Here is a 17,679-nt window from a genome sequence, read left to right on the forward strand (position 1 = left end):
CTTCTTCTGCTTAGTGAGGCTCGACTGACATGTACTTATCCAGACATCCGACCAGTTATCCTACCCGGTATCAGGAAATTGCCGCCAGGCTAGAGCAAGAGCTTCGTCACCACTACCGCTGCGGCGACTATTTGCCCGCGGAGCAGCAGCTGGCCACCCGTTTTGAGGTCAACCGCCATACTCTGCGCCGGGCGATAGACCAGCTGGTTGAACGCGGCTGGGTTCAGCGCCGTCAGGGCGTCGGCGTGCTGGTGCTGATGCGGCCGATCGACTATCCGCTGAACGCCCAGGCGCGCTTCAGCCAGAACCTACTCGAGCAGGGAAGCCATCCGACCAGCGAAAAGCTGCTGTCGGTGCTGCGTCCTGCCAGCAGCCACGTCGCCGAGGCCTTCGCGATCAACGAAGGCGATAACGTCATCCATCTGCGCACCCTGCGCCGGGTGAACGGCGTCGCGCTGTGCCTGATCGACCACTACTTCACCGACCTGCGCTTCTGGCCCGCGCTGCAAACCTTCAGCCAGGGTTCACTGCACGATTTTCTGCGCCAGCAGCTGGACGTCGAGCTTACCCGCGCGCGCACCAAAATCAGCGCCCGCCGCGCGCAGGCCAAAGAGAGCAACATTCTGGGGATCCCCAACATGGCGCCGCTGCTGTGCGTAAGAACCCTCAACCACCGTCCCGGCGAGCAGAACGCGACGGAGTACTCCGTCAGCCTCACCCGGGCGGACATGATCGAATTCACCATGGAGCACTGAATGCACTTTGATACCGCAACCCGCCAGCGCTGGATGTCCGTGCTGGCCCACAGTGAACCGCAGGAGCTTCTGGCGCGGATGCAGACCCTGCAGCTGGCGCCGCAGTACGAATCCATTCGCGCTCCGGAGACCGGCCTCGTGCAGCTCCAGGCGCGCATGGGGGGCATCGGCGATCGTTTCTTCGCCGGTGACGCCACCCTGACCCGGGCGGCGATCCGCCTCGCCGACGGCACGCTCGGCTACAGCTGGATACTGGGGCGCGATCGCCCCCATGCCGAACGCTGCGCGGCCATCGACGCCTTGATGCAGTCGCCACACTACTTTCATTCCTTAATGGAAACCCTGATTACCCCGCTGGAAGAACAACGAAGCGCGCGCATTGAAGCCCGACGCGCCGAGGTCAACGCCAGCCGGGTCGATTTCTTCACTCTGGTTCGCGGAGATAACGCATGACCTTACAAACCGCCTTTACCCTACCGGCGCAGGATGCCCAACACAGTTTTCGTCGCCTGCTGAAAGCCATGAGCGAGCCGGGCGTTATCGTCTCCCTGCAGCAGCTTCAGCACGGCTGGCAGCCGCTGAATGTCGCCTCGACCAGCCTCCTGCTGACGCTTGCCGATCGCGACACGCCGGTCTGGTTTACCGCAGAGCTGCATAACGATCTTGTCGGCCAGAACCTGCGTTTTCATACCGGCGCGCCGCTGGTTGAGCAGCCGCAGCAGGCGGTTTTTGCCGTCACCAACGAGCGCATCAGCGCCGAACAGCTGAACGAGCTCTCCGCCGGCACCGTTGTCGCCCCGGAAACCGGCGTAACGCTGATCGTCCAGCTCCCGAGCCTCAGCGGCGGACGCATGCTGCGTCTGACCGGCGCCGGCATTGCCGAAGAGCGGATGATCGCCCCGCAGCTGCCGGACTGCATCATTGATGAACTGACCGAGCGCCCGCACCCGTTCCCCTTAGGCATTGACCTGATCCTGACCTGTGGAGAACGTCTGCTGGCCATCCCGCGCACCACCCACGTGGAGGTTTGCTAATGTACGTTGCTGTCAAAGGCGGTGAGAAGGCGATAGTCGCCGCTCACGCCCTTCAGGAACACAAACGACGAGGCGATGGACGGCTTCCAGAAATTAGCGTTGAACAGATTACCCAGCAGCTGAACCTGGCGGTTGACCGGGTGATGACCGAAGGCGGCATCGCCGACCGCGAGCTGGCGGCGCTGGCGCTCAAGCAGGCCAGCGGCGACAGCGTCGAGGCCATTTTTTTACTCCGCGCCTACCGCACCACCCTGCAGCGACTGGCGGTCAGCGAGCCGGTAAATACCGCTAACATGCGCCTGGAACGGCGAATTTCGGCGGTCTATAAGGATATTCCCGGCGGCCAGATGCTCGGCCCGACCTACGATTACACCCACCGCCTGCTCGATTTTACCCTGCTGGCCAACGGTGAGGCGCCGGCGCTGAAAACCGCCGAGCAGCCGCCGGAAGCCACGCCGCACGTCTTTAACCTGCTGGTCCAGCAGGGGCTGGCGAAAGCAGAGCAGCAGACCCTCGCCGAGCCTGACGATATTACCCGCAGCCCACCGGTTTACCCCTGCTCGCGCTCATCGCGCCTGCAGCAGCTGGTGCGCGGCGACGAAGGCTATCTGCTGGCGCTGGCCTACTCAACCCAGCGCGGCTACGGCCGCAACCACCCGTTTGCCGGTGAAATACGCAGCGGCTACGTGGCGGTAGAGATCGTTCCGGAGGAGCTGGGCTTTGCGGTCAATATTGGCGAGCTGCTGATGACCGAATGCGAAATGGTCAACGGCTTCGTTGCCCCGCAAGACGAGCCCCCGCACTTCACCCGCGGCTACGGCCTGACGTTCGGCATGAGCGAGCGCAAAGCGATGGCGATGGCGCTGGTTGACCGCGCGCTCCAGGCGCCGGACTACGGCGAGGAGGCGGCCGGCCCGGCGCAGGACGAAGAGTTTGTGCTGGCCCATGCCGATAACGTCGAGGCCGCGGGCTTCGTGTCGCACCTTAAGCTGCCCCACTATGTCGATTTCCAGGCCGAACTGGCGCTGCTGAAACGCCTGCAACGGGAGAACGAACGTGGCTAATACCCTCTCCGGCTATAACTTCGCCTATCTTGATGAGCAAACCAAGCGCATGATCCGCCGCGCCATTCTGAAAGCAGTCGCCATCCCCGGCTATCAGGTGCCGTTCGGCGGCCGCGAAATGCCGATGCCCTACGGCTGGGGAACCGGCGGTATCCAGCTGACCGCCAGCGTGATTGGCGAGAACGACGTGCTGAAGGTGATTGACCAGGGCGCCGACGACACCACCAACGCGGTATCGATTCGCCAGTTCTTCACCCGCGTGACCGGCGTCGCCACCACCGAGCGCACCGAAGACGCGACGCTGATCCAGACCCGCCACCGGATCCCTGAAACGCCGCTGACGGAAGATCAGATCCTGATTTTCCAGGTGCCGATCCCGGAACCGCTGCGCTTTATCGAGCCGCGCGAAACCGAAACCCGCACCATGCACGCGCTGGAAGAGTACGGCGTGATGCAGGTCAAGCTGTACGAAGACATTGCCCGCTTCGGCCACATTGCGACCACCTACGCCTACCCGGTGAAGGTCAACGGCCGCTACGTGATGGACCCGTCGCCAATCCCGAAATTCGATAACCCGAAAATGCACATGATGCCGGCGCTGCAGCTGTTCGGCGCCGGGCGCGAAAAGCGCATCTACGCGGTCCCGCCCTATACGCCGGTGGAAAGCCTCGATTTTGACGATCATCCGTTCACCGTCCAGGAGTGGGATGAGCCCTGCGCCATCTGCGGCTCGCGCCACAGCTATCTTGATGAAGTGGTGCTGGATGACAGCGGCAAGCGCATGTTTGTCTGCTCCGATACCGACTACTGCCGCCAACAGAGCGAGGCGCAACAAAAATGAGCCAACCGTTACTTGCGGTCAATAACCTGACCCACCTCTACGCGCCGGGCAAAGGCTTCAGCGACGTCTCTTTTGAGCTGTTCCCGGGGGAAGTGCTGGGCATCGTCGGCGAGTCCGGCTCCGGCAAAACCACCCTGCTGAAGGCCATCTCCGCGCGCCTCGCGCCGCAGCAGGGCGAGGTGCTGTACCACAGCCGCTCGCTGTACGCGATGAGCGAAGCGGATCGCCGCCGCCTGCTGCGCACCGAGTGGGGCGTGGTGCATCAGCACCCGATGGACGGCCTGCGGCGCCAGGTCTCAGCGGGGGGCAATATCGGCGAACGCCTGATGGCCACCGGCGCGCGCCACTACGGCAATATTCGCGCCACCGCCGGACGCTGGCTGGAAGAGGTGGAGATCCCGGCGTCGCGCATCGACGACCTGCCGACCACCTTTTCCGGCGGTATGCAGCAGCGCCTGCAGATCGCCCGCAATCTCGTCACCCAGCCGAAGCTGGTGTTTATGGATGAACCCACCGGCGGACTGGACGTGTCGGTGCAGGCTCGCCTGCTCGACCTGCTGCGCGGCCTGGTGGTGGAGCTGAACCTTGCGGTGGTGATTGTCACCCACGATCTCGGCGTCGCGCGCCTGCTGGCTCACCGCCTGCTGGTGATGAAGCAGGGCCAGGTGGTGGAAAGTGGTTTAACCGACCGGGTGCTCGACGATCCGCACCATCCCTATACCCAGCTGCTGGTGTCGTCGGTCTTGCAGAACTAGCCCACGAACACATTCGCTGGGTCAGGTAGCCCGGACGGGCGCGTCGCGTCGCCTCCGGGAAAACTCAGGCACAATGAGGCAACAAATGAACGCCATCCGCGTTGAAAACGTACATAAAACCTTTGTCCTGCATCAGCAAAACGGCGTCCGCCTGCCGGTGCTCGCCGACGCTTCGCTAACGGTTAACGCCGGAGAGTGCGTGGTGCTGCACGGCCACTCAGGCAGCGGTAAATCCACCCTGCTGCGCTCGCTGTATGCCAACTACCTGCCGGACACCGGGCATATTCACATCCGCCACGGCGAGGAGTGGGTTGACCTGGTGAGCGCCTCGGCGCGCAAGGTGCTGGAAGTGCGTAAAACCACCATCGGCTGGGTGAGCCAGTTTCTGCGGGTCATTCCGCGGATTTCGGCGCTGGAGGTGGTGATGCAGCCGCTGCTGGATCTCGGCGTCCCGCGCGAAGTGTGCGCCGCCAAGGCCGCGCGCCTGCTGACACGCCTGAACGTCCCGGAACGCCTGTGGCACCTTGCCCCGTCCACCTTCTCCGGCGGCGAGCAGCAGCGGGTCAACATCGCCCGCGGCTTCGCCGTTGACTATCCGATCCTCCTGCTCGACGAGCCTACCGCCTCCCTCGACGCCAAAAACAGCGCCGCGGTGGTGGAGCTGATTAACGAGGCTAAAGCGCGCGGCGCGGCTATCGTCGGCATTTTTCATGATGAAACGATACGCAACCTGGTAGCCGACCGGCTGCATCCGATGGGAATAACAGCATGATTATCAACAACGTAAAACTGGTTCTCGAAGATGAAGTGGTGGACGGTTCGCTGGAGGTGCAGGAGGGCAAGATTTACGCGTTTGCCGAAAGCCAGAGCCAGCTGCCGCAGGCTATCGACGGCGAGGGCGGCTGGCTGCTGCCGGGGCTTATCGAGCTGCATACCGATAATCTGGACAAGTTTTTTACCCCGCGCCCGAAGGTTGACTGGCCCGCCCACTCGGCGATGAGCAGCCACGATGCGCTGATGGTCGCCAGCGGGATCACCACCGTACTGGATGCGGTGGCCATCGGCGACGTCCGCGACGGCGGCGACCGGCTGGAGAATCTGGAAAAGATGATCAACGCCATCGAGGAGACGCAAAAGCGCGGCGTTAACCGCGCCGAGCACCGCCTGCACCTGCGCTGCGAGCTGCCGCACCACACCACCCTGCCGCTGTTTGAGAAGCTGGTTGGCCGCGAGCCGGTGAGCATGGTCTCCCTGATGGACCACTCTCCGGGCCAGCGCCAGTACGCCGACCGCAGCAAGTACCGCGATTACTACCAGGGGAAATATCATCTGACCAACGAAGAGATGGACCGCTTCGAAGAGGAGCAGATGGCGCTGGCGGCGACCTGGTCACAGCCGAACCGCGAAACTATCGCCGCCATCTGCCGCGAGCGTAAGATTGCCCTCGCCAGCCACGATGACGCCACCCGTGAACACGTCGTCGAATCGCACCAGCTTGGCAGCGTGATCGCCGAATTTCCCACTACCCTAGCCGCCGCTGAGGCCTCGCGTCAGCACGGCATGAACGTGCTGATGGGAGCGCCGAATATCGTGCGCGGCGGCTCGCACTCCGGCAACGTCGCCGCCCACCGGCTGGCGGCCGATAATCTGCTGGATATTCTCTCCTCCGACTACTATCCCGCCAGCCTGCTGGATGCCGCCTTCCGCATCGCCGATGACGACGGCAACCGCTATACGCTGCCGCAGGCGATTCGCCTGGTGAGCAAAAATCCGGCGCAGGCGCTGGGGCTAGGCGACCGCGGGGCGATTGCCGAAGGTAAACGCGCCGACCTCGTGCTGGCCCATCGCCGCGGGGAGCATGTGCATATCGACCACGTCTGGCGTCAAGGAAAGAGGGTCTTCTAATGTCCGGGAAACTGATTTGGCTGGTGGGGCCTTCCGGCTCAGGAAAAGATAGTCTGCTGGCGGCGCTCCGCCAGCGCGAGCACTCGCAGCTGCTGGTTGCGCATCGCTATATTACGCGCCCCTTTAACGCCGGGAGCGAGAACCATATCGCCCTCAGCAAGCAGGAGTTTTTTAGCCGCGCCGAGCGCCAGCTTTTTGCGCTGAGCTGGCACGCCAATAATAATTACTACGGCATTGGCATCGAAATTGACCTCTGGCTGCATGCCGGTTTCGACGTGGTGGCCAACGGCTCCCGCGCGCATCTGGCACAGGCCCGAGCGCGCTACGCCGACGCCCTGCTGCCTATCTGCCTGCAGGTCACGCCGGACGTGCTACGCCAGCGTCTGCAGCAGCGCGGTCGGGAAAATGAAACGGAGATCGCCCAGCGGCTTGAGCGCGCCGCGCGCTACGCGCCAACGGACTGCCTGACGCTCAACAACGACGGCACTCTCGGGCAATCGGTGGAGCAGTTCTTCACGCTTCTGCGCCGCCGCTACGCCAGGCAAGAGAATCAGCATGCCTGACCGTCAGCGACGCGAAGGGTACGCCAGGTCATCCTGGTTTTAAAAAAGCGCTGTGAGGAGGAGTATGAGCCTGACTATCCGCTTAACCGGAACCGGCGGCGCCCAGCTGGTGCCGGTCTTCGGCTGCGACTGCGCCGCCTGTCGTCGTGCCCGCACTGATGAGGCCCACCGCCGCCGCCCCTGCAGCGCGGCGGTGAAGTTCAACCACGCCGTAACCCTGCTGGACGCCGGCCTGCCGGAGCTGATGGAGCGCTGGCCCGCCGGAACTTTTCAGCAGATCTTGCTCACCCATTACCATATGGATCATGTCCAGGGCCTGTTCCCGCTGCGCTGGGGCGTGGGCGCGCGGATCCCGGTTTTTGGTCCGCCGGATGAAGCCGGCTGTGACGATCTGTTTAAGCATCCCGGGCTGCTGGATTTTAGCCATACCGTTGCGCCCTTTGTGATGTTCGAGCTGCAGGGGCTCAGGGTGACCCCGCTGCCGCTAAACCATTCAAAGCTGACGTTCGGCTATCTGCTGGAGTCGGCGCACAGCCGCGTGGCGTGGCTGTCGGATACCGCCGGGCTGCCGGAGAAGACGCTAAAGTTCCTGCTCAATAACCAGCCGCAGGCGATGATTATCGACTGCAGCCACGAGCCGCGTCCGCAAACCCCGCGTAACCACTGCGATTTAAATACAGTGCGGGCCATCAACCTGATCGTGGGCTGCCCGCGGGTCATTCTTACCCATATCGGCCACCAGTTTGATGCCTGGATGATGGACAACGCGCTGCCGCCGGGGTTTGAGGCGGGCTATGACGGTATGGAGATCGTGCTGGATTAAGCCCGGCCCCGGCACGAGCAGGGGAAGCGGCGCGATCGGGGCAGGATCAGTAGTCGTCGTCCAGCCGACGGCGATCGTTTTCCAGCTGCCGACGATCCTGATCCAGCTGGCGCTGGCGATCGTCAAGCTGTCGGCGGCGATCGTCCAGCTGACGCTGCCGATCGTCGTACTGCCGCTGGCGATCGCTGCTTTGCTGACGGCTGCCCTGGTAGCGTCCATCATCATCGCGGCTGTCGTTATAGCGATCGTCGTCATCGGAGCGGCTATCGCCGGGACGGTAGGCGTCGCTAATCGCCTGCTGAATATTGCCGATAGCGTCGTCAATAAGATCGGCGTGCGCAAGCTGGCTGCTCAGCGACAGGGTGCAGAGGATCAAAGCGGTCAAATAGCGTTTCATAGGGCCAGTCTCTTCGGGGGGCTGGCCCTACGGTAATCAACGCCCGTCGCCGCGAGTAGCGGAGGAATCTCAAATCTGCTGCTGCTCAATCGCCGCGATTGCGTCAACTCGCGCCTGATGACGACCGCCTTCAAATTCACTATCCAGCCAGGCGTCAACGATCATTTTGGCCAGCTCCAGGCCTATGACGCGCGCGCCGAATGCCAGCACGTTCGTATTGTTATGCTGACGTGAAAGCTGGGCTGAATAGGGTTCGCTGCACACCACCGCACGAATGCCGGGATGCTTATTGGCGGTAATCGAGATCCCAACGCCGGTACCGCAGATCAGAATCCCGCCATCCGCTTCACCTGTCACAATGGCCTGCGCGACGGCGCTGGCGTAGCGCGGATAATCCGTCCGCTCGGACGACCACGTCCCCTTATCCAGGGCTTCTATACCCCGCATCTGCAGGTGCATAAGGATCTCGTCTTTGAGGATGAACCCCACGTGATCGCAGCCAATGGCAATCCTTTTCATACTTAGCCTCGCCTGTTGTTAACTTTACAAAAACTATTGATGTTGTGATTTAAGCCGTAAATAACGGCGATAAAGCGCGCAAAAAACCGCCTTTAAGCGTCTTTCTACACGGCAATTTTTCACAAATCAAGCGCACAAAACGAGCTATCTACGGCATACGCCAGCAGCAAACCAGGCCAATAAAAACATAACTGATTGTTTTAAATTTGATTTAATTAAAGCAAACATCTCCACACGCATCACGACTTCACAAAAAACATAACTTTATAAAATTTATATTTTTGTGAAGTTGATTGTATATTTTCTGCCTGGAGTGTGGTGATATAGTGTCGTCTTCATTTTATGGACAAGAGAAAGCGATGAGTCAGTCAGAATCCAGTTCGCTCCCCAACGGTATCGGTCTCGCCCCCTGGTTGCGTATGAAGCAAGAAGGGATGACCGAAAATGAAAGCCGGATCGTCGAGTGGTTGCTTAAACCCGGCAACCTGAGCGATGCCCCCGCCATTAAAGATGTGGCGGAAGCGCTATCGGTTTCCGAAGCGATGATCGTTAAGGTTTCCAAACTGCTGGGTTTCAGCGGTTTTCGTAACCTGCGCAGCGCCCTGGTGGAGTATTTCTCTCAATCTGAACAGGTACTCCCTGCCGAGCTCTCCTTTGATGAAGCGCCGCAGGACGTGGTGAATAAGGTGTTTAACATTACCCTGCGCACCATCATGGAAGGCCAGTCGATCGTGAACGTCGATGAGATTCATCGTGCGGCGCGCTTTTTCGCCCAGGCCAACCAGCGCGATCTGTACGGAGCGGGCGGTTCGAACGCCATCTGTGCCGACGTCCAGCACAAGTTTCTGCGCATCGGCATGCGCTGCCAGACCTATCCGGATGCACATATCATGATGATGTCCGCCTCGTTATTGAAAAAAGGCGATGTCGTGCTGGTCGTCACCCACTCCGGGCGCACCAGCGATATTAAATCCGCAGTCGAACTGGCGAAAAAGAACGGGGCTAAAATTATCTGTATTACACACAGCTACCATTCGCCGATTGCTAAATTAGCTGATTTTATTATTTGCTCGCCAGCACCAGAAACGCCCTTATTAGGCAGAAACGCCTCTGCGCGTATATTACAACTAACATTATTAGATGCTTTTTTTGTTTCCGTCGCCCAACTGAATATTGAACAGGCCACTTTAAATATGCAAAAAACCGGCGCTATTGTTGATTTCTTTTCACCAGGCGCGCTGAAGTAAATAAAAAAACCGATCCCACGATGGTGGGATCAATATTATTGTATCCTACACCGAGAATACTACTATGAATAAATATCTGAAAATTTTCAGCGGCGTGGCTATGGGCGTAATGCTATCCACCAGCGCTTTCGCCGCCGCCGATTATGCTGTGGTATTAAAAACGTTATCAAACCCGTTTTGGGTTGATATGAAAAAAGGTATTGAAGACGAGGCCAAAACCTTGGGCGTCAGCGTCGATGTTTTTGCCTCCCCCTCAGAAGGCGATTTTCAATCACAGCTGCAGCTATTTGAAGATTTAAGCAACAAGAACTACAAAGGTATCGCTTTCGCCCCGCTCTCCTCGGTAAACCTGGTCATGCCGGTAGCCAAAGCCTGGAAGAAAGGTATTTTTCTGGTCAACCTCGATGAAAAGATCGATATGGATAACCTGAAGAAGGCCGGCGGTAACGTTGAAGGATTCGTCACCACTGACAACGTCGCGGTCGGTGCGAAAGGGGCCGACTTTATTATCGGCAAGCTGGGCGCTGAGGGCGGCGAAGTGGCCATCATCGAAGGTAAAGCCGGCAATGCCTCAGGGGAAGCCCGCCGCAGCGGTGCGGCGGAGACCTTCAAAAAAGCCGGCCAGATCAAGCTTGTTTCCAGCCAGCCTGCCGACTGGGATCGCATTAAAGCGCTGGATGTCGCCACCAATGTTCTGCAGCGTAACCCCAACCTGAAAGCCTTTTACTGCGCGAACGATACGATGGCAATGGGCGTTGCCCAGGCCGTAGCCAACGCCGGTAAAAGCAAAACGGTACTGGTCGTCGGCACCGACGGTATTCCCGAGGCGCGCAAAATGGTCGCTGCCGGACAGATGACCGCAACCATCGCCCAGAACCCGACCAATATCGGCGCTACGGGCCTGAAAATGATGGTCGATGCCGCGAAGACCGGTAAAGTCATTCCTCTGGATACAACGCCAGAATTTAAGCTGGTGGACTCGATTCTGGTCACGAAGTAACTTTCCGCTGGGTGATTGAATTCCCTTTATCCTCATGGCTACCAGCGGGTAAGAATAAATAAGGAGTGATTATGGTCACACCATATATTTCAATGGCGGGGATCGGCAAATCCTTTGGTCCGGTTCACGCATTAAAATCGGTCGATTTAACCGTTTACCCGCATGAAATACATGCATTGCTCGGGGAAAACGGTGCCGGTAAATCAACGCTAATGAAAGTTTTGTCGGGGATCCATGAACCGACCAAAGGTACCATTACGATTAACAACGTTAATTATGACAAGCTCGATCATAAATTAGCCGCGCGGCTTGGTATCGGCATTATTTATCAAGAACTCAGCGTGATCGATGAATTAACGGTGCTGGAAAATTTATATATTGGCCGACATCTGACAAAAAAAGTCTGTGGCGTCAATATTATCGACTGGAAAGAGATGCGCTTACGGGCGGCAATGATGCTGCTGCGCATCGGATTAAAAGTCGATTTAGACCACAAGGTGGCGAATCTCTCTATCAGCCACAAGCAGATGCTGGAAATTGCCAAAACGCTGATGCTGGATGCCAAAGTGCTGATTATGGACGAACCGACCTCCTCTCTGACCAACAAGGAGGTCGACTACCTGTTCCTGATCATGAACCAGCTGCGCAAAGAGGGCACCGCCATCGTCTATATCTCGCACAAGCTGGCGGAAATCCGCCGCATCTGCGACCGCTACACGGTGATGAAGGACGGCAGCAGCGTCTGCAGCGGAATGGTCAGCGAGGTCAACAACGAAGAGATCGTCCGCCTGATGGTCGGCCGCGAGCTGCAAAACCGTTTTAACGCGATAAAAGAGAGCGCCGGAAATGTCGCAAGCGAAACGGTTTTCGAGGTCAAAAACGTCACCAGCCGGGACAAGAAAAAGGTCCGCGATATCTCCTTTAGCGTGAGCCGCGGCGAAATCCTCGGCTTCGCCGGTCTGGTGGGCTCCGGACGCACGGAGCTGATGGACTGCCTGTTCGGCGTCGACAGGCGTAGCGGCGGTGAAATCCTCCTCAACGGCAAAGCGATCACCCCGCGCTCGCCGCTGGACGCCTTGAAGAAAGGCATGGGCTACATCACCGAGAGCCGCCGCGATAACGGCTTCTTCGGCAATTTCTCCATCGCCCAGAACATGGCGGTCAGCCGGAGCCTGAAGCATGGCGGCTACAAAGGCGCGATGGGGCTATTTCGCGAAGGAGACGAGCGCAAGACGGCGGAAGAGCAGCGCAGGCTGCTGGCGCTGAAGTGCCATTCGGTCGATCAGAACATTGGCGAGCTTTCCGGCGGGAACCAACAAAAGGTCCTTATTTCCAAATGGCTGTGCTGCAACCCCGAAGTCCTCATTTTTGATGAGCCGACGCGCGGTATCGATGTCGGCGCGAAAGCCGAAATTTATAAAGTGATGCGCCAGCTGGCCGATGACGGAAAAGTCATTCTGATGGTGTCATCCGAACTTCCTGAAATTATCACCGTCTGCGACCGCATTGCCGTGTTCTGCGAAGGGCGACTGACGCAAATTCTGACCAATCGCGACGACATGAGCGAAGAGGAGATTATGGTATGGGCACTGCCGCAAGAGTAAAAGGCGAGACCGATGGCAAAAAGCCGTTTAACTTCGCGCTGTTCTGGGATAAATACGGCACCTTTTTTATCCTCGCGATTATCGTCGCGATTTTCGGCACGCTGTCGCCGGAATACTTTCTGACCACCAACAACATCACGCAAATATTTGTCCAGAGCTCGGTCACGGTGCTTATCGGCATGGGCGAGTTCTTCGCGATCCTGGTGGCCGGCATCGACCTCTCCGTCGGCGCCATTCTGGCGCTTTCCGGGATGGTCACCGCCAAGCTGATGCTGGCGGGGGTCGATCCGTTCCTTGCGGCGCTGATTGGCGGCGTGCTGGTCGGCGGCGCGCTGGGAGCGATTAACGGCTGCCTGGTCAACTGGACAGGCCTGCATCCGTTCATTATTACCCTCGGCACCAACGCCATTTTCCGCGGCATCACCCTGGTTATCTCCGATGCCAACTCGGTATACGGCTTCTCATTTGATTTCGTTAACTTCTTTGCCGCCAGCGTGCTGGGGATCCCGGTGCCGGTTATCTTCTCGCTCATCGTGGCCATCATTTTATGGTTCCTGACCACCCGCATGCGGCTGGGCCGCAACATCTACGCCCTCGGCGGTAACAAAAACTCCGCCTTCTATTCCGGCATCGACGTCAAGTTCCACATGCTGCTGGTGTTCATTATTTCCGGCGTCTGCGCCGGGCTGGCGGGCGTGGTATCAACGGCGCGCCTCGGCGCCGCGGAGCCCCTGGCCGGCATGGGTTTTGAAACCTACGCCATCGCCAGCGCCATTATCGGCGGCACCAGCTTCTTCGGCGGCAAGGGACGCATTTTCTCGGTGGTGATCGGCGGTCTGATCATCGGCACCATCAACAACGGACTGAACATTCTCCAGGTACAAACCTACTACCAGCTGGTGGTGATGGGTGGATTAATTATCGCGGCTGTCGCCCTCGACCGTCTTATCAGTAAGTAAGGAATTTATGATGAAAATTTCCCCCTCTTTAATGTGTATGGACCTGCTGAAATTCAAAGAACAGATTGAGTTTATCGACCAGCATGCAGATTACTTTCACATCGACATTATGGATGGCCACTTTGTCCCTAACCTGACGCTATCGCCATTCTTCGTCAGCCAGGTGAAGAAGCTGGCCAGCAAACCGCTCGATTGTCATCTGATGGTCACCCGGCCGCAGGATTACATCAGCCAGCTGGCGCAGGCGGGGGCGGACTTTATCACCCTGCATCCGGAGACCATTAACGGTCAGGCCTTCCGCCTGATAGAGGAGATCCGCCGCCACGGTATGAAGGTCGGGCTGATTCTCAACCCGGAAACGCCGGTCGAGGCCATGAAGTACTACATTCATAAAGCCGACAAAATCACGGTGATGACCGTCGATCCGGGCTTCGCGGGACAGCCGTTTATCCCGGAGATGCTGGCTAAAATCAGCGAGCTGAAGGCCTGGCGCGAACGCGAAGGGCTGGATTACGAAATTGAGATCGACGGCTCATGCAATAAGGCGACCTATGACAGCCTCATGACGGCAGGGGCGGACGTCTTTATCGTCGGCACCTCCGGACTGTTTAACCATGCCGATAACATTCACGAGGCGTGGCAGGTTATGGCTGAACAAATTCTGGCGGCAAAAAACGAGGTATTCCCTCATGCAAAAACGGCTTAACGTCGTCGCGGGCGTGGATATGGGGGCAACCCATATCCGCTTTTGCCTGCAGACCGCACAGGGCGAGGCGCTGCACTGCGAGAAGCTTCGCACCGCCGACGTACTGGCGGGTGGCGGCCTGGTCAGCGGCATCACCCTGCTTATCCAGCAGCTGCTCGATCGCTATCAGGCACGCTGCTGCGGTCTGGTGATGGGCTTACCGGCGCTGGTCGGCAAGGATAAGCGGACGATTATCTCCACCCCCAACCTGCCGCTACCGCCAGAAATAGTGCGGACGCTGGCCGATGAGCTGGAACATTCGCTGGCCTGCTCGGTCGAGTTCTCCCGCGATGTCAATCTGCAGCTCTCTTTCGACGTGCAGGAAAACGGCCTGCAGGCGCAGCAGGTTTTAGCCGCGTATCTCGGCACCGGTATGGGCTTTGCCATCTGGCTGAACGGCGGACCGTGGACCGGCGCCCACGGCGTGGCGGGAGAGCTGGGGCACATTCCGCAGGGCGACGCCGCGCTCACCTGCGGCTGCGGTAATCCCGGCTGCCTGGAGACCGTCTGTTCAGGTATCGCGCTCAGGCGCTGGTATGAACTGCAGCCGCACGGCTATGAGCTTGGCGAGCTGTTTGTTCACGCCGCAGAGGAGCCCTTTGTCCAGGCCCTTCTGCACCATGCCGCCCGCGCCATCGCTACCAGCATCAACCTCTTCGACCCGGATGCGGTGATCCTCGGCGGCGGCGTGATAGATATGCCCGACTTTCCGCGCGAGACGCTGATCGCCATGATAAAAACGCATATTCGCCGTCCCTTGCCTTACCAGGCGGTGCGGTTTATTGCGGCATCCTCCTCGGCGTTTAACGGTGCCCGGGGGGCGGCGGCGTTGGCTCGCTACCACTATTTACCGCAACCTGTCGCAGCGCCTGCTGCAGCTGGGCGCGGGTGAAGGGCTTACGCAGCAGCTCGACGTCCGGCAGCGCGGGATTATGCGCCGGGCGCAGATCCTGGCCGCTGATCAGCAGCAGCGCCACCGTCGGGAAGCGGCGCTGCGTTTCGTTAATGACCTCCGCGCCGCTCAGCCTTCCCGGCAGCATCAGATCGCTTATCAGCAGCGCAATATCCGGCGAGGCCTCCAGCATCTGCAGCGCCTGCTCGCCGCTGGCGGTTTCCAGCGTCAGCCAGCCAAGCTGGTGCAGCTGTTCGCACAGGGTCTGGCGGACGTCCGCCTCATCCTCGAGCACCAGCGCCAGCCGCTCGGCGCCAGTTTCCTGCTCGGCCTCGGGCAGCAGCCCGCTGGCCGTCGCCTGTACCGCCGCGCGCGGCAGCTGCAGGCGCACCGTCGTCCCCTGACCGGGCGCGCTCTCAATGGCCACCCTTCCCCCGGACTGGCGTACAAAGCCATACACCATCGACAGCCCGAGGCCGCTGCCGCTGCCGGTCTGTTTGGTGGTAAAGAAGGGTTCAAAGACCTGCGCTTTCACCTCCAGCGACATCCCGCAGCCGTGATCGACCACCTCCAGCGCCACCATATCCTGCCGCCGCCCGTCGCTGCGCGCCACGCGCTGGTTCCAGCTGCGTATTCTTATCACCCCCGGCCGCCCTTCCATCGCGTCCCGCGCGTTCATCACCAGGTTGATAATGGCGTTTTCCAGCTGGCCGACGTCAATCCACGCCGGCCAGGCGGGGGACTGCGCCTCAATCTCAAGGCTCAGCGCCGCGGGCAGAGAGTGGCGCATCAGTTCGCCGAGGTTCTCCAGCAGCGGCTTCATCTCAACGGCGTGCGGGTGCAGCGACTGCTTGCGCGAGAAGGCCAGCAGCCGCTGGGTCAGCAGCGCGCCGCGTTCGGCGGCCTTGCGCGCCCTGGAGATGCGCGCCGCGTCGCCCTCGTGGGGCTGAACCAGCTCTAAGCTGCCGATAATCACCGCCAGCAGGTTATTAAAATCATGCGCCAGACCGCCGGTCAGCTGGCCGACGGCCTTCATTTTCTGGCTATGGACCAGCGCCTGCTCCAGCCCCTTGCGCTCGGTGCGATCGAGCACCACGTTGACCAGCCCACGCCCCGGCACCGGGCTGAAGCGCAGCTCAATCGTCCGGTCATTCGCCAGCTGCAGCTCCTGCGGCTTCGGCAGCGGTGAAGCAAGATTGGCCCGCACGTGCTCCGCCAGCGGCGCCGCCCGGCTCAGCAGCTGCTGGTAGTGCATGCCGCGCTGCAGATCCTGTGCCGCCAGCCCGAGCAGCAGCGGATACTGCGGATTCCACACCACCAGCTGCCCCTGATTATCAAACAGGGCAAAGCCGTCGCGCATCGCGTGGAAGGTGGTCTCCAGCAGGGTACTTTTCTCCTTCAGCAGCTGGGAAGTGTGGGCCAGCGAGGCGGTATTGCGGGCGAAGACGTTGAACGCGCGTGCCAGCTCGCCCAGCTCATCGCGCCGCTGCAGCGCGGGCACCGAGACGTTGTTCTCGCCGTGGGCCAGGCGCGACATGGCGCGTGAAATAGCGGTCAGGTTGGAGCCAAGATTGCGGTAGATATACCAGCCGGCGCAGCCGGTGATCGCCAGCGCCAGCAGCGCCGACAGCAGAATAAACATGCTGATAGAGCGCAGCTCCTGATGGCTTTGCGCCGCCCGCAGCTCCGACGCCTGCGCCACCCTGGCGACATACTGATTAATATCGCTGTTCAGCAGCGCCACCAGCGCCTTGATATGGAACATATACCAGCCGATCGCCAGATCGCTCTCCTCCAGCTGGGCGGACAGCGGCTCCAGCCGGGCAAGCTCGGCCTTAAAATCCGCAAGGATCAGGGCCTGCGTCGGGTCGGCGCTGGTGGGCGGCAGGAAGCCCATCACCTCATCCAGCTGCTGCACTATCGAACGCGGCGTTGAGGTGTGGATAGCGGCGGTAATCAGCCGGTCCATCTCCGCCAGCCGCGGCGGAGCGATCGCCGGTGCGCCGGGCCGATCGCTAAGATCCTGCAGATGGAGCAGATAGCTCTGATTTTGATACAGCGAGCTGAGCAGCTCATAGCGCTGCAGATGGCGCCGCTGGCCGCGCTCCAGCATTCCGCCTACGCTCTGCTGCAGCTCGTTGCTGCGGCGAGTAATGCTGGCGACCAGCGTCAGCTCCTGCTGCGCCAGCGGCGCGGCGGCAAGCTGGGACAGCGAGTGCTTCAGCGCCTGCTGCGTCTCCAGCAGACGCTCGGCCTCGCTTTTATACTCCAGCGCGCCCACCACCTGCGAGAGCCGAACCGCCGCGGTGGCGACGTTGGCGGTATCGCGGGCCAGGTTCATGCTGCCGGTCATATCGTCCAGCGTCTGCCGCTGCACCTGCTCCTGCAGCAGGCTGGCGTGGCGAAAACCGAGTATCGCCACCCCGGCAACCATCAGCGTCACCGCCACCATCAGCAGGTTAAACGAAAGCAGGCGTCCGCGGGCGCTGGTGAAAAACGGATAACGATGGGATGGCATAGTCGGCTCCGCGCTATTTTTGTTTATCCTGACGGCTGGCGGCGGCAACGGGGAGAGT

General features: G+C 60.1%; 19 protein-coding genes. 16 read left to right on the forward strand and 3 right to left on the reverse strand.

Features of this window, described 5'->3' with window-relative positions; translation table 11 throughout:
- Nucleotides 1–29 precede the first annotated feature (29 nt).
- From phnF to phnP, 10 genes are all read left to right on the forward strand, one after another.
- Nucleotides 30–755 (forward strand): phosphonate metabolism transcriptional regulator PhnF, encoded by a 726-nt coding sequence (gene phnF / locus HCK03_RS24330; protein ID WP_041143667.1) that lies wholly within the window; start codon nucleotides 30–32, stop codon nucleotides 753–755.
- Complete coding sequence (gene phnG, locus HCK03_RS24335; RefSeq protein ID WP_041143666.1) at nucleotides 756–1,208, forward strand: phosphonate C-P lyase system protein PhnG; 453 nt, start codon at nucleotides 756–758, stop codon at nucleotides 1,206–1,208.
- A complete protein-coding gene (gene phnH / locus HCK03_RS24340; protein WP_167692297.1) occupies nucleotides 1,205–1,789 on the forward strand; it encodes a phosphonate C-P lyase system protein PhnH in 585 nt (194 codons plus the stop codon). The genes phnG and phnH overlap by 4 nt, the downstream gene beginning before the upstream one ends.
- Complete coding sequence (locus tag HCK03_RS24345) at nucleotides 1,789–2,853, forward strand: carbon-phosphorus lyase complex subunit (protein WP_041143664.1); 1,065 nt, start codon at nucleotides 1,789–1,791, stop codon at nucleotides 2,851–2,853. The genes phnH and HCK03_RS24345 overlap by 1 nt, the downstream gene beginning before the upstream one ends.
- Nucleotides 2,846–3,694 carry an alpha-D-ribose 1-methylphosphonate 5-phosphate C-P-lyase PhnJ gene (locus tag HCK03_RS24350; RefSeq protein ID WP_041143663.1) on the forward strand — a complete coding sequence of 283 codons (849 nt, stop codon included), beginning with the start codon at nucleotides 2,846–2,848 and terminating at the stop codon, nucleotides 3,692–3,694. Before HCK03_RS24345 ends, HCK03_RS24350 begins: the two co-directional genes overlap by 8 nt.
- Nucleotides 3,691–4,449: a phosphonate C-P lyase system protein PhnK gene (phnK, locus tag HCK03_RS24355; protein ID WP_041143662.1), complete on the forward strand. Its 759-nt coding sequence runs from the start codon at nucleotides 3,691–3,693 to the stop codon at nucleotides 4,447–4,449. The genes HCK03_RS24350 and phnK overlap by 4 nt, the downstream gene beginning before the upstream one ends.
- Before the next feature lie 85 nt (nucleotides 4,450–4,534).
- Entirely contained in the window at nucleotides 4,535–5,221 is a 687-nt protein-coding gene (phnL, locus tag HCK03_RS24360; RefSeq protein WP_167692298.1) for a phosphonate C-P lyase system protein PhnL, read from the forward strand.
- Nucleotides 5,218–6,354, forward strand: coding sequence for an alpha-D-ribose 1-methylphosphonate 5-triphosphate diphosphatase (phnM, locus tag HCK03_RS24365; RefSeq protein WP_115193756.1), 1,137 nt, complete (start codon nucleotides 5,218–5,220; stop codon nucleotides 6,352–6,354). The genes phnL and phnM overlap by 4 nt, the downstream gene beginning before the upstream one ends.
- Nucleotides 6,354–6,917 carry a ribose 1,5-bisphosphokinase gene (gene phnN, locus HCK03_RS24370; RefSeq protein ID WP_041143659.1) on the forward strand — a complete coding sequence of 188 codons (564 nt, stop codon included), beginning with the start codon at nucleotides 6,354–6,356 and terminating at the stop codon, nucleotides 6,915–6,917. Before phnM ends, phnN begins: the two co-directional genes overlap by 1 nt.
- A gap of 64 nt (nucleotides 6,918–6,981) precedes the next feature.
- A complete protein-coding gene (gene phnP, locus HCK03_RS24375; protein ID WP_123552898.1) occupies nucleotides 6,982–7,740 on the forward strand; it encodes a phosphonate metabolism protein PhnP in 759 nt (252 codons plus the stop codon).
- Nucleotides 7,741–7,786: 46 nt separating this feature from the next.
- On the opposite strand, the gene yjdP is transcribed toward phnP, so the two are convergent.
- Entirely contained in the window at nucleotides 7,787–8,137 is a 351-nt protein-coding gene (yjdP, locus tag HCK03_RS24380; protein WP_115193758.1) for a DDRRRQL repeat protein YjdP, read from the reverse strand.
- Nucleotides 8,138–8,206: 69 nt separating this feature from the next.
- Nucleotides 8,207–8,656 carry a bifunctional allose-6-phosphate isomerase/ribose-5-phosphate isomerase RpiB gene (gene rpiB / locus HCK03_RS24385; RefSeq protein ID WP_167692299.1) on the reverse strand — a complete coding sequence of 150 codons (450 nt, stop codon included), beginning with the start codon at nucleotides 8,654–8,656 and terminating at the stop codon, nucleotides 8,207–8,209.
- 359 nt (nucleotides 8,657–9,015) lie between these two features.
- On the opposite strand from rpiB, the gene HCK03_RS24390 reads away from it, so the two are divergent.
- The 6 genes from HCK03_RS24390 to alsK all read left to right on the forward strand — a co-directional run bounded on the left by HCK03_RS24390 (nucleotide 9,016) and on the right by alsK (nucleotide 15,103).
- Nucleotides 9,016–9,903 (forward strand): MurR/RpiR family transcriptional regulator, encoded by an 888-nt coding sequence (locus HCK03_RS24390; protein WP_041143655.1) that lies wholly within the window; start codon nucleotides 9,016–9,018, stop codon nucleotides 9,901–9,903.
- Between the two features lie 64 nt (nucleotides 9,904–9,967).
- A complete protein-coding gene (gene alsB / locus HCK03_RS24395) occupies nucleotides 9,968–10,903 on the forward strand; it encodes a D-allose transporter substrate-binding protein (protein ID WP_167692301.1) in 936 nt (311 codons plus the stop codon).
- Nucleotides 10,904–10,974: 71 nt separating this feature from the next.
- The gene (alsA, locus tag HCK03_RS24400; protein WP_115193760.1) at nucleotides 10,975–12,507 is read left to right on the forward strand and encodes a D-allose ABC transporter ATP-binding protein AlsA; all 1,533 of its coding nucleotides are present in this window, start codon (nucleotides 10,975–10,977) and stop codon (nucleotides 12,505–12,507) included.
- The gene (gene alsC, locus HCK03_RS24405; protein WP_167692303.1) at nucleotides 12,486–13,466 is read left to right on the forward strand and encodes a D-allose ABC transporter permease; all 981 of its coding nucleotides are present in this window, start codon (nucleotides 12,486–12,488) and stop codon (nucleotides 13,464–13,466) included. The genes alsA and alsC overlap by 22 nt, the downstream gene beginning before the upstream one ends.
- A 10-nt stretch (nucleotides 13,467–13,476) precedes the next feature.
- Nucleotides 13,477–14,172: a D-allulose 6-phosphate 3-epimerase gene (gene alsE / locus HCK03_RS24410; RefSeq protein ID WP_041143651.1), complete on the forward strand. Its 696-nt coding sequence runs from the start codon at nucleotides 13,477–13,479 to the stop codon at nucleotides 14,170–14,172.
- On the forward strand, nucleotides 14,156–15,103 hold the full coding sequence (alsK, locus tag HCK03_RS24415) for an allose kinase (protein ID WP_167692305.1): 948 nt from the start codon (nucleotides 14,156–14,158) through the stop codon (nucleotides 15,101–15,103). The genes alsE and alsK overlap by 17 nt, the downstream gene beginning before the upstream one ends.
- Here the strand turns inward: alsK and HCK03_RS24420 are convergent.
- The gene (locus tag HCK03_RS24420) at nucleotides 15,015–17,621 is read right to left on the reverse strand and encodes an ATP-binding protein (protein WP_115193762.1); all 2,607 of its coding nucleotides are present in this window, start codon (nucleotides 17,619–17,621) and stop codon (nucleotides 15,015–15,017) included. The two genes, alsK and HCK03_RS24420, sit on opposite strands and share 89 nt — an antisense overlap.
- Nucleotides 17,622–17,679 lie beyond the last annotated feature (58 nt).

It is taken from the genome of Klebsiella terrigena, assembly GCF_012029655.1.
GTDB classification, from domain to species: Bacteria; Pseudomonadota; Gammaproteobacteria; order Enterobacterales; family Enterobacteriaceae; genus Klebsiella; species Klebsiella terrigena.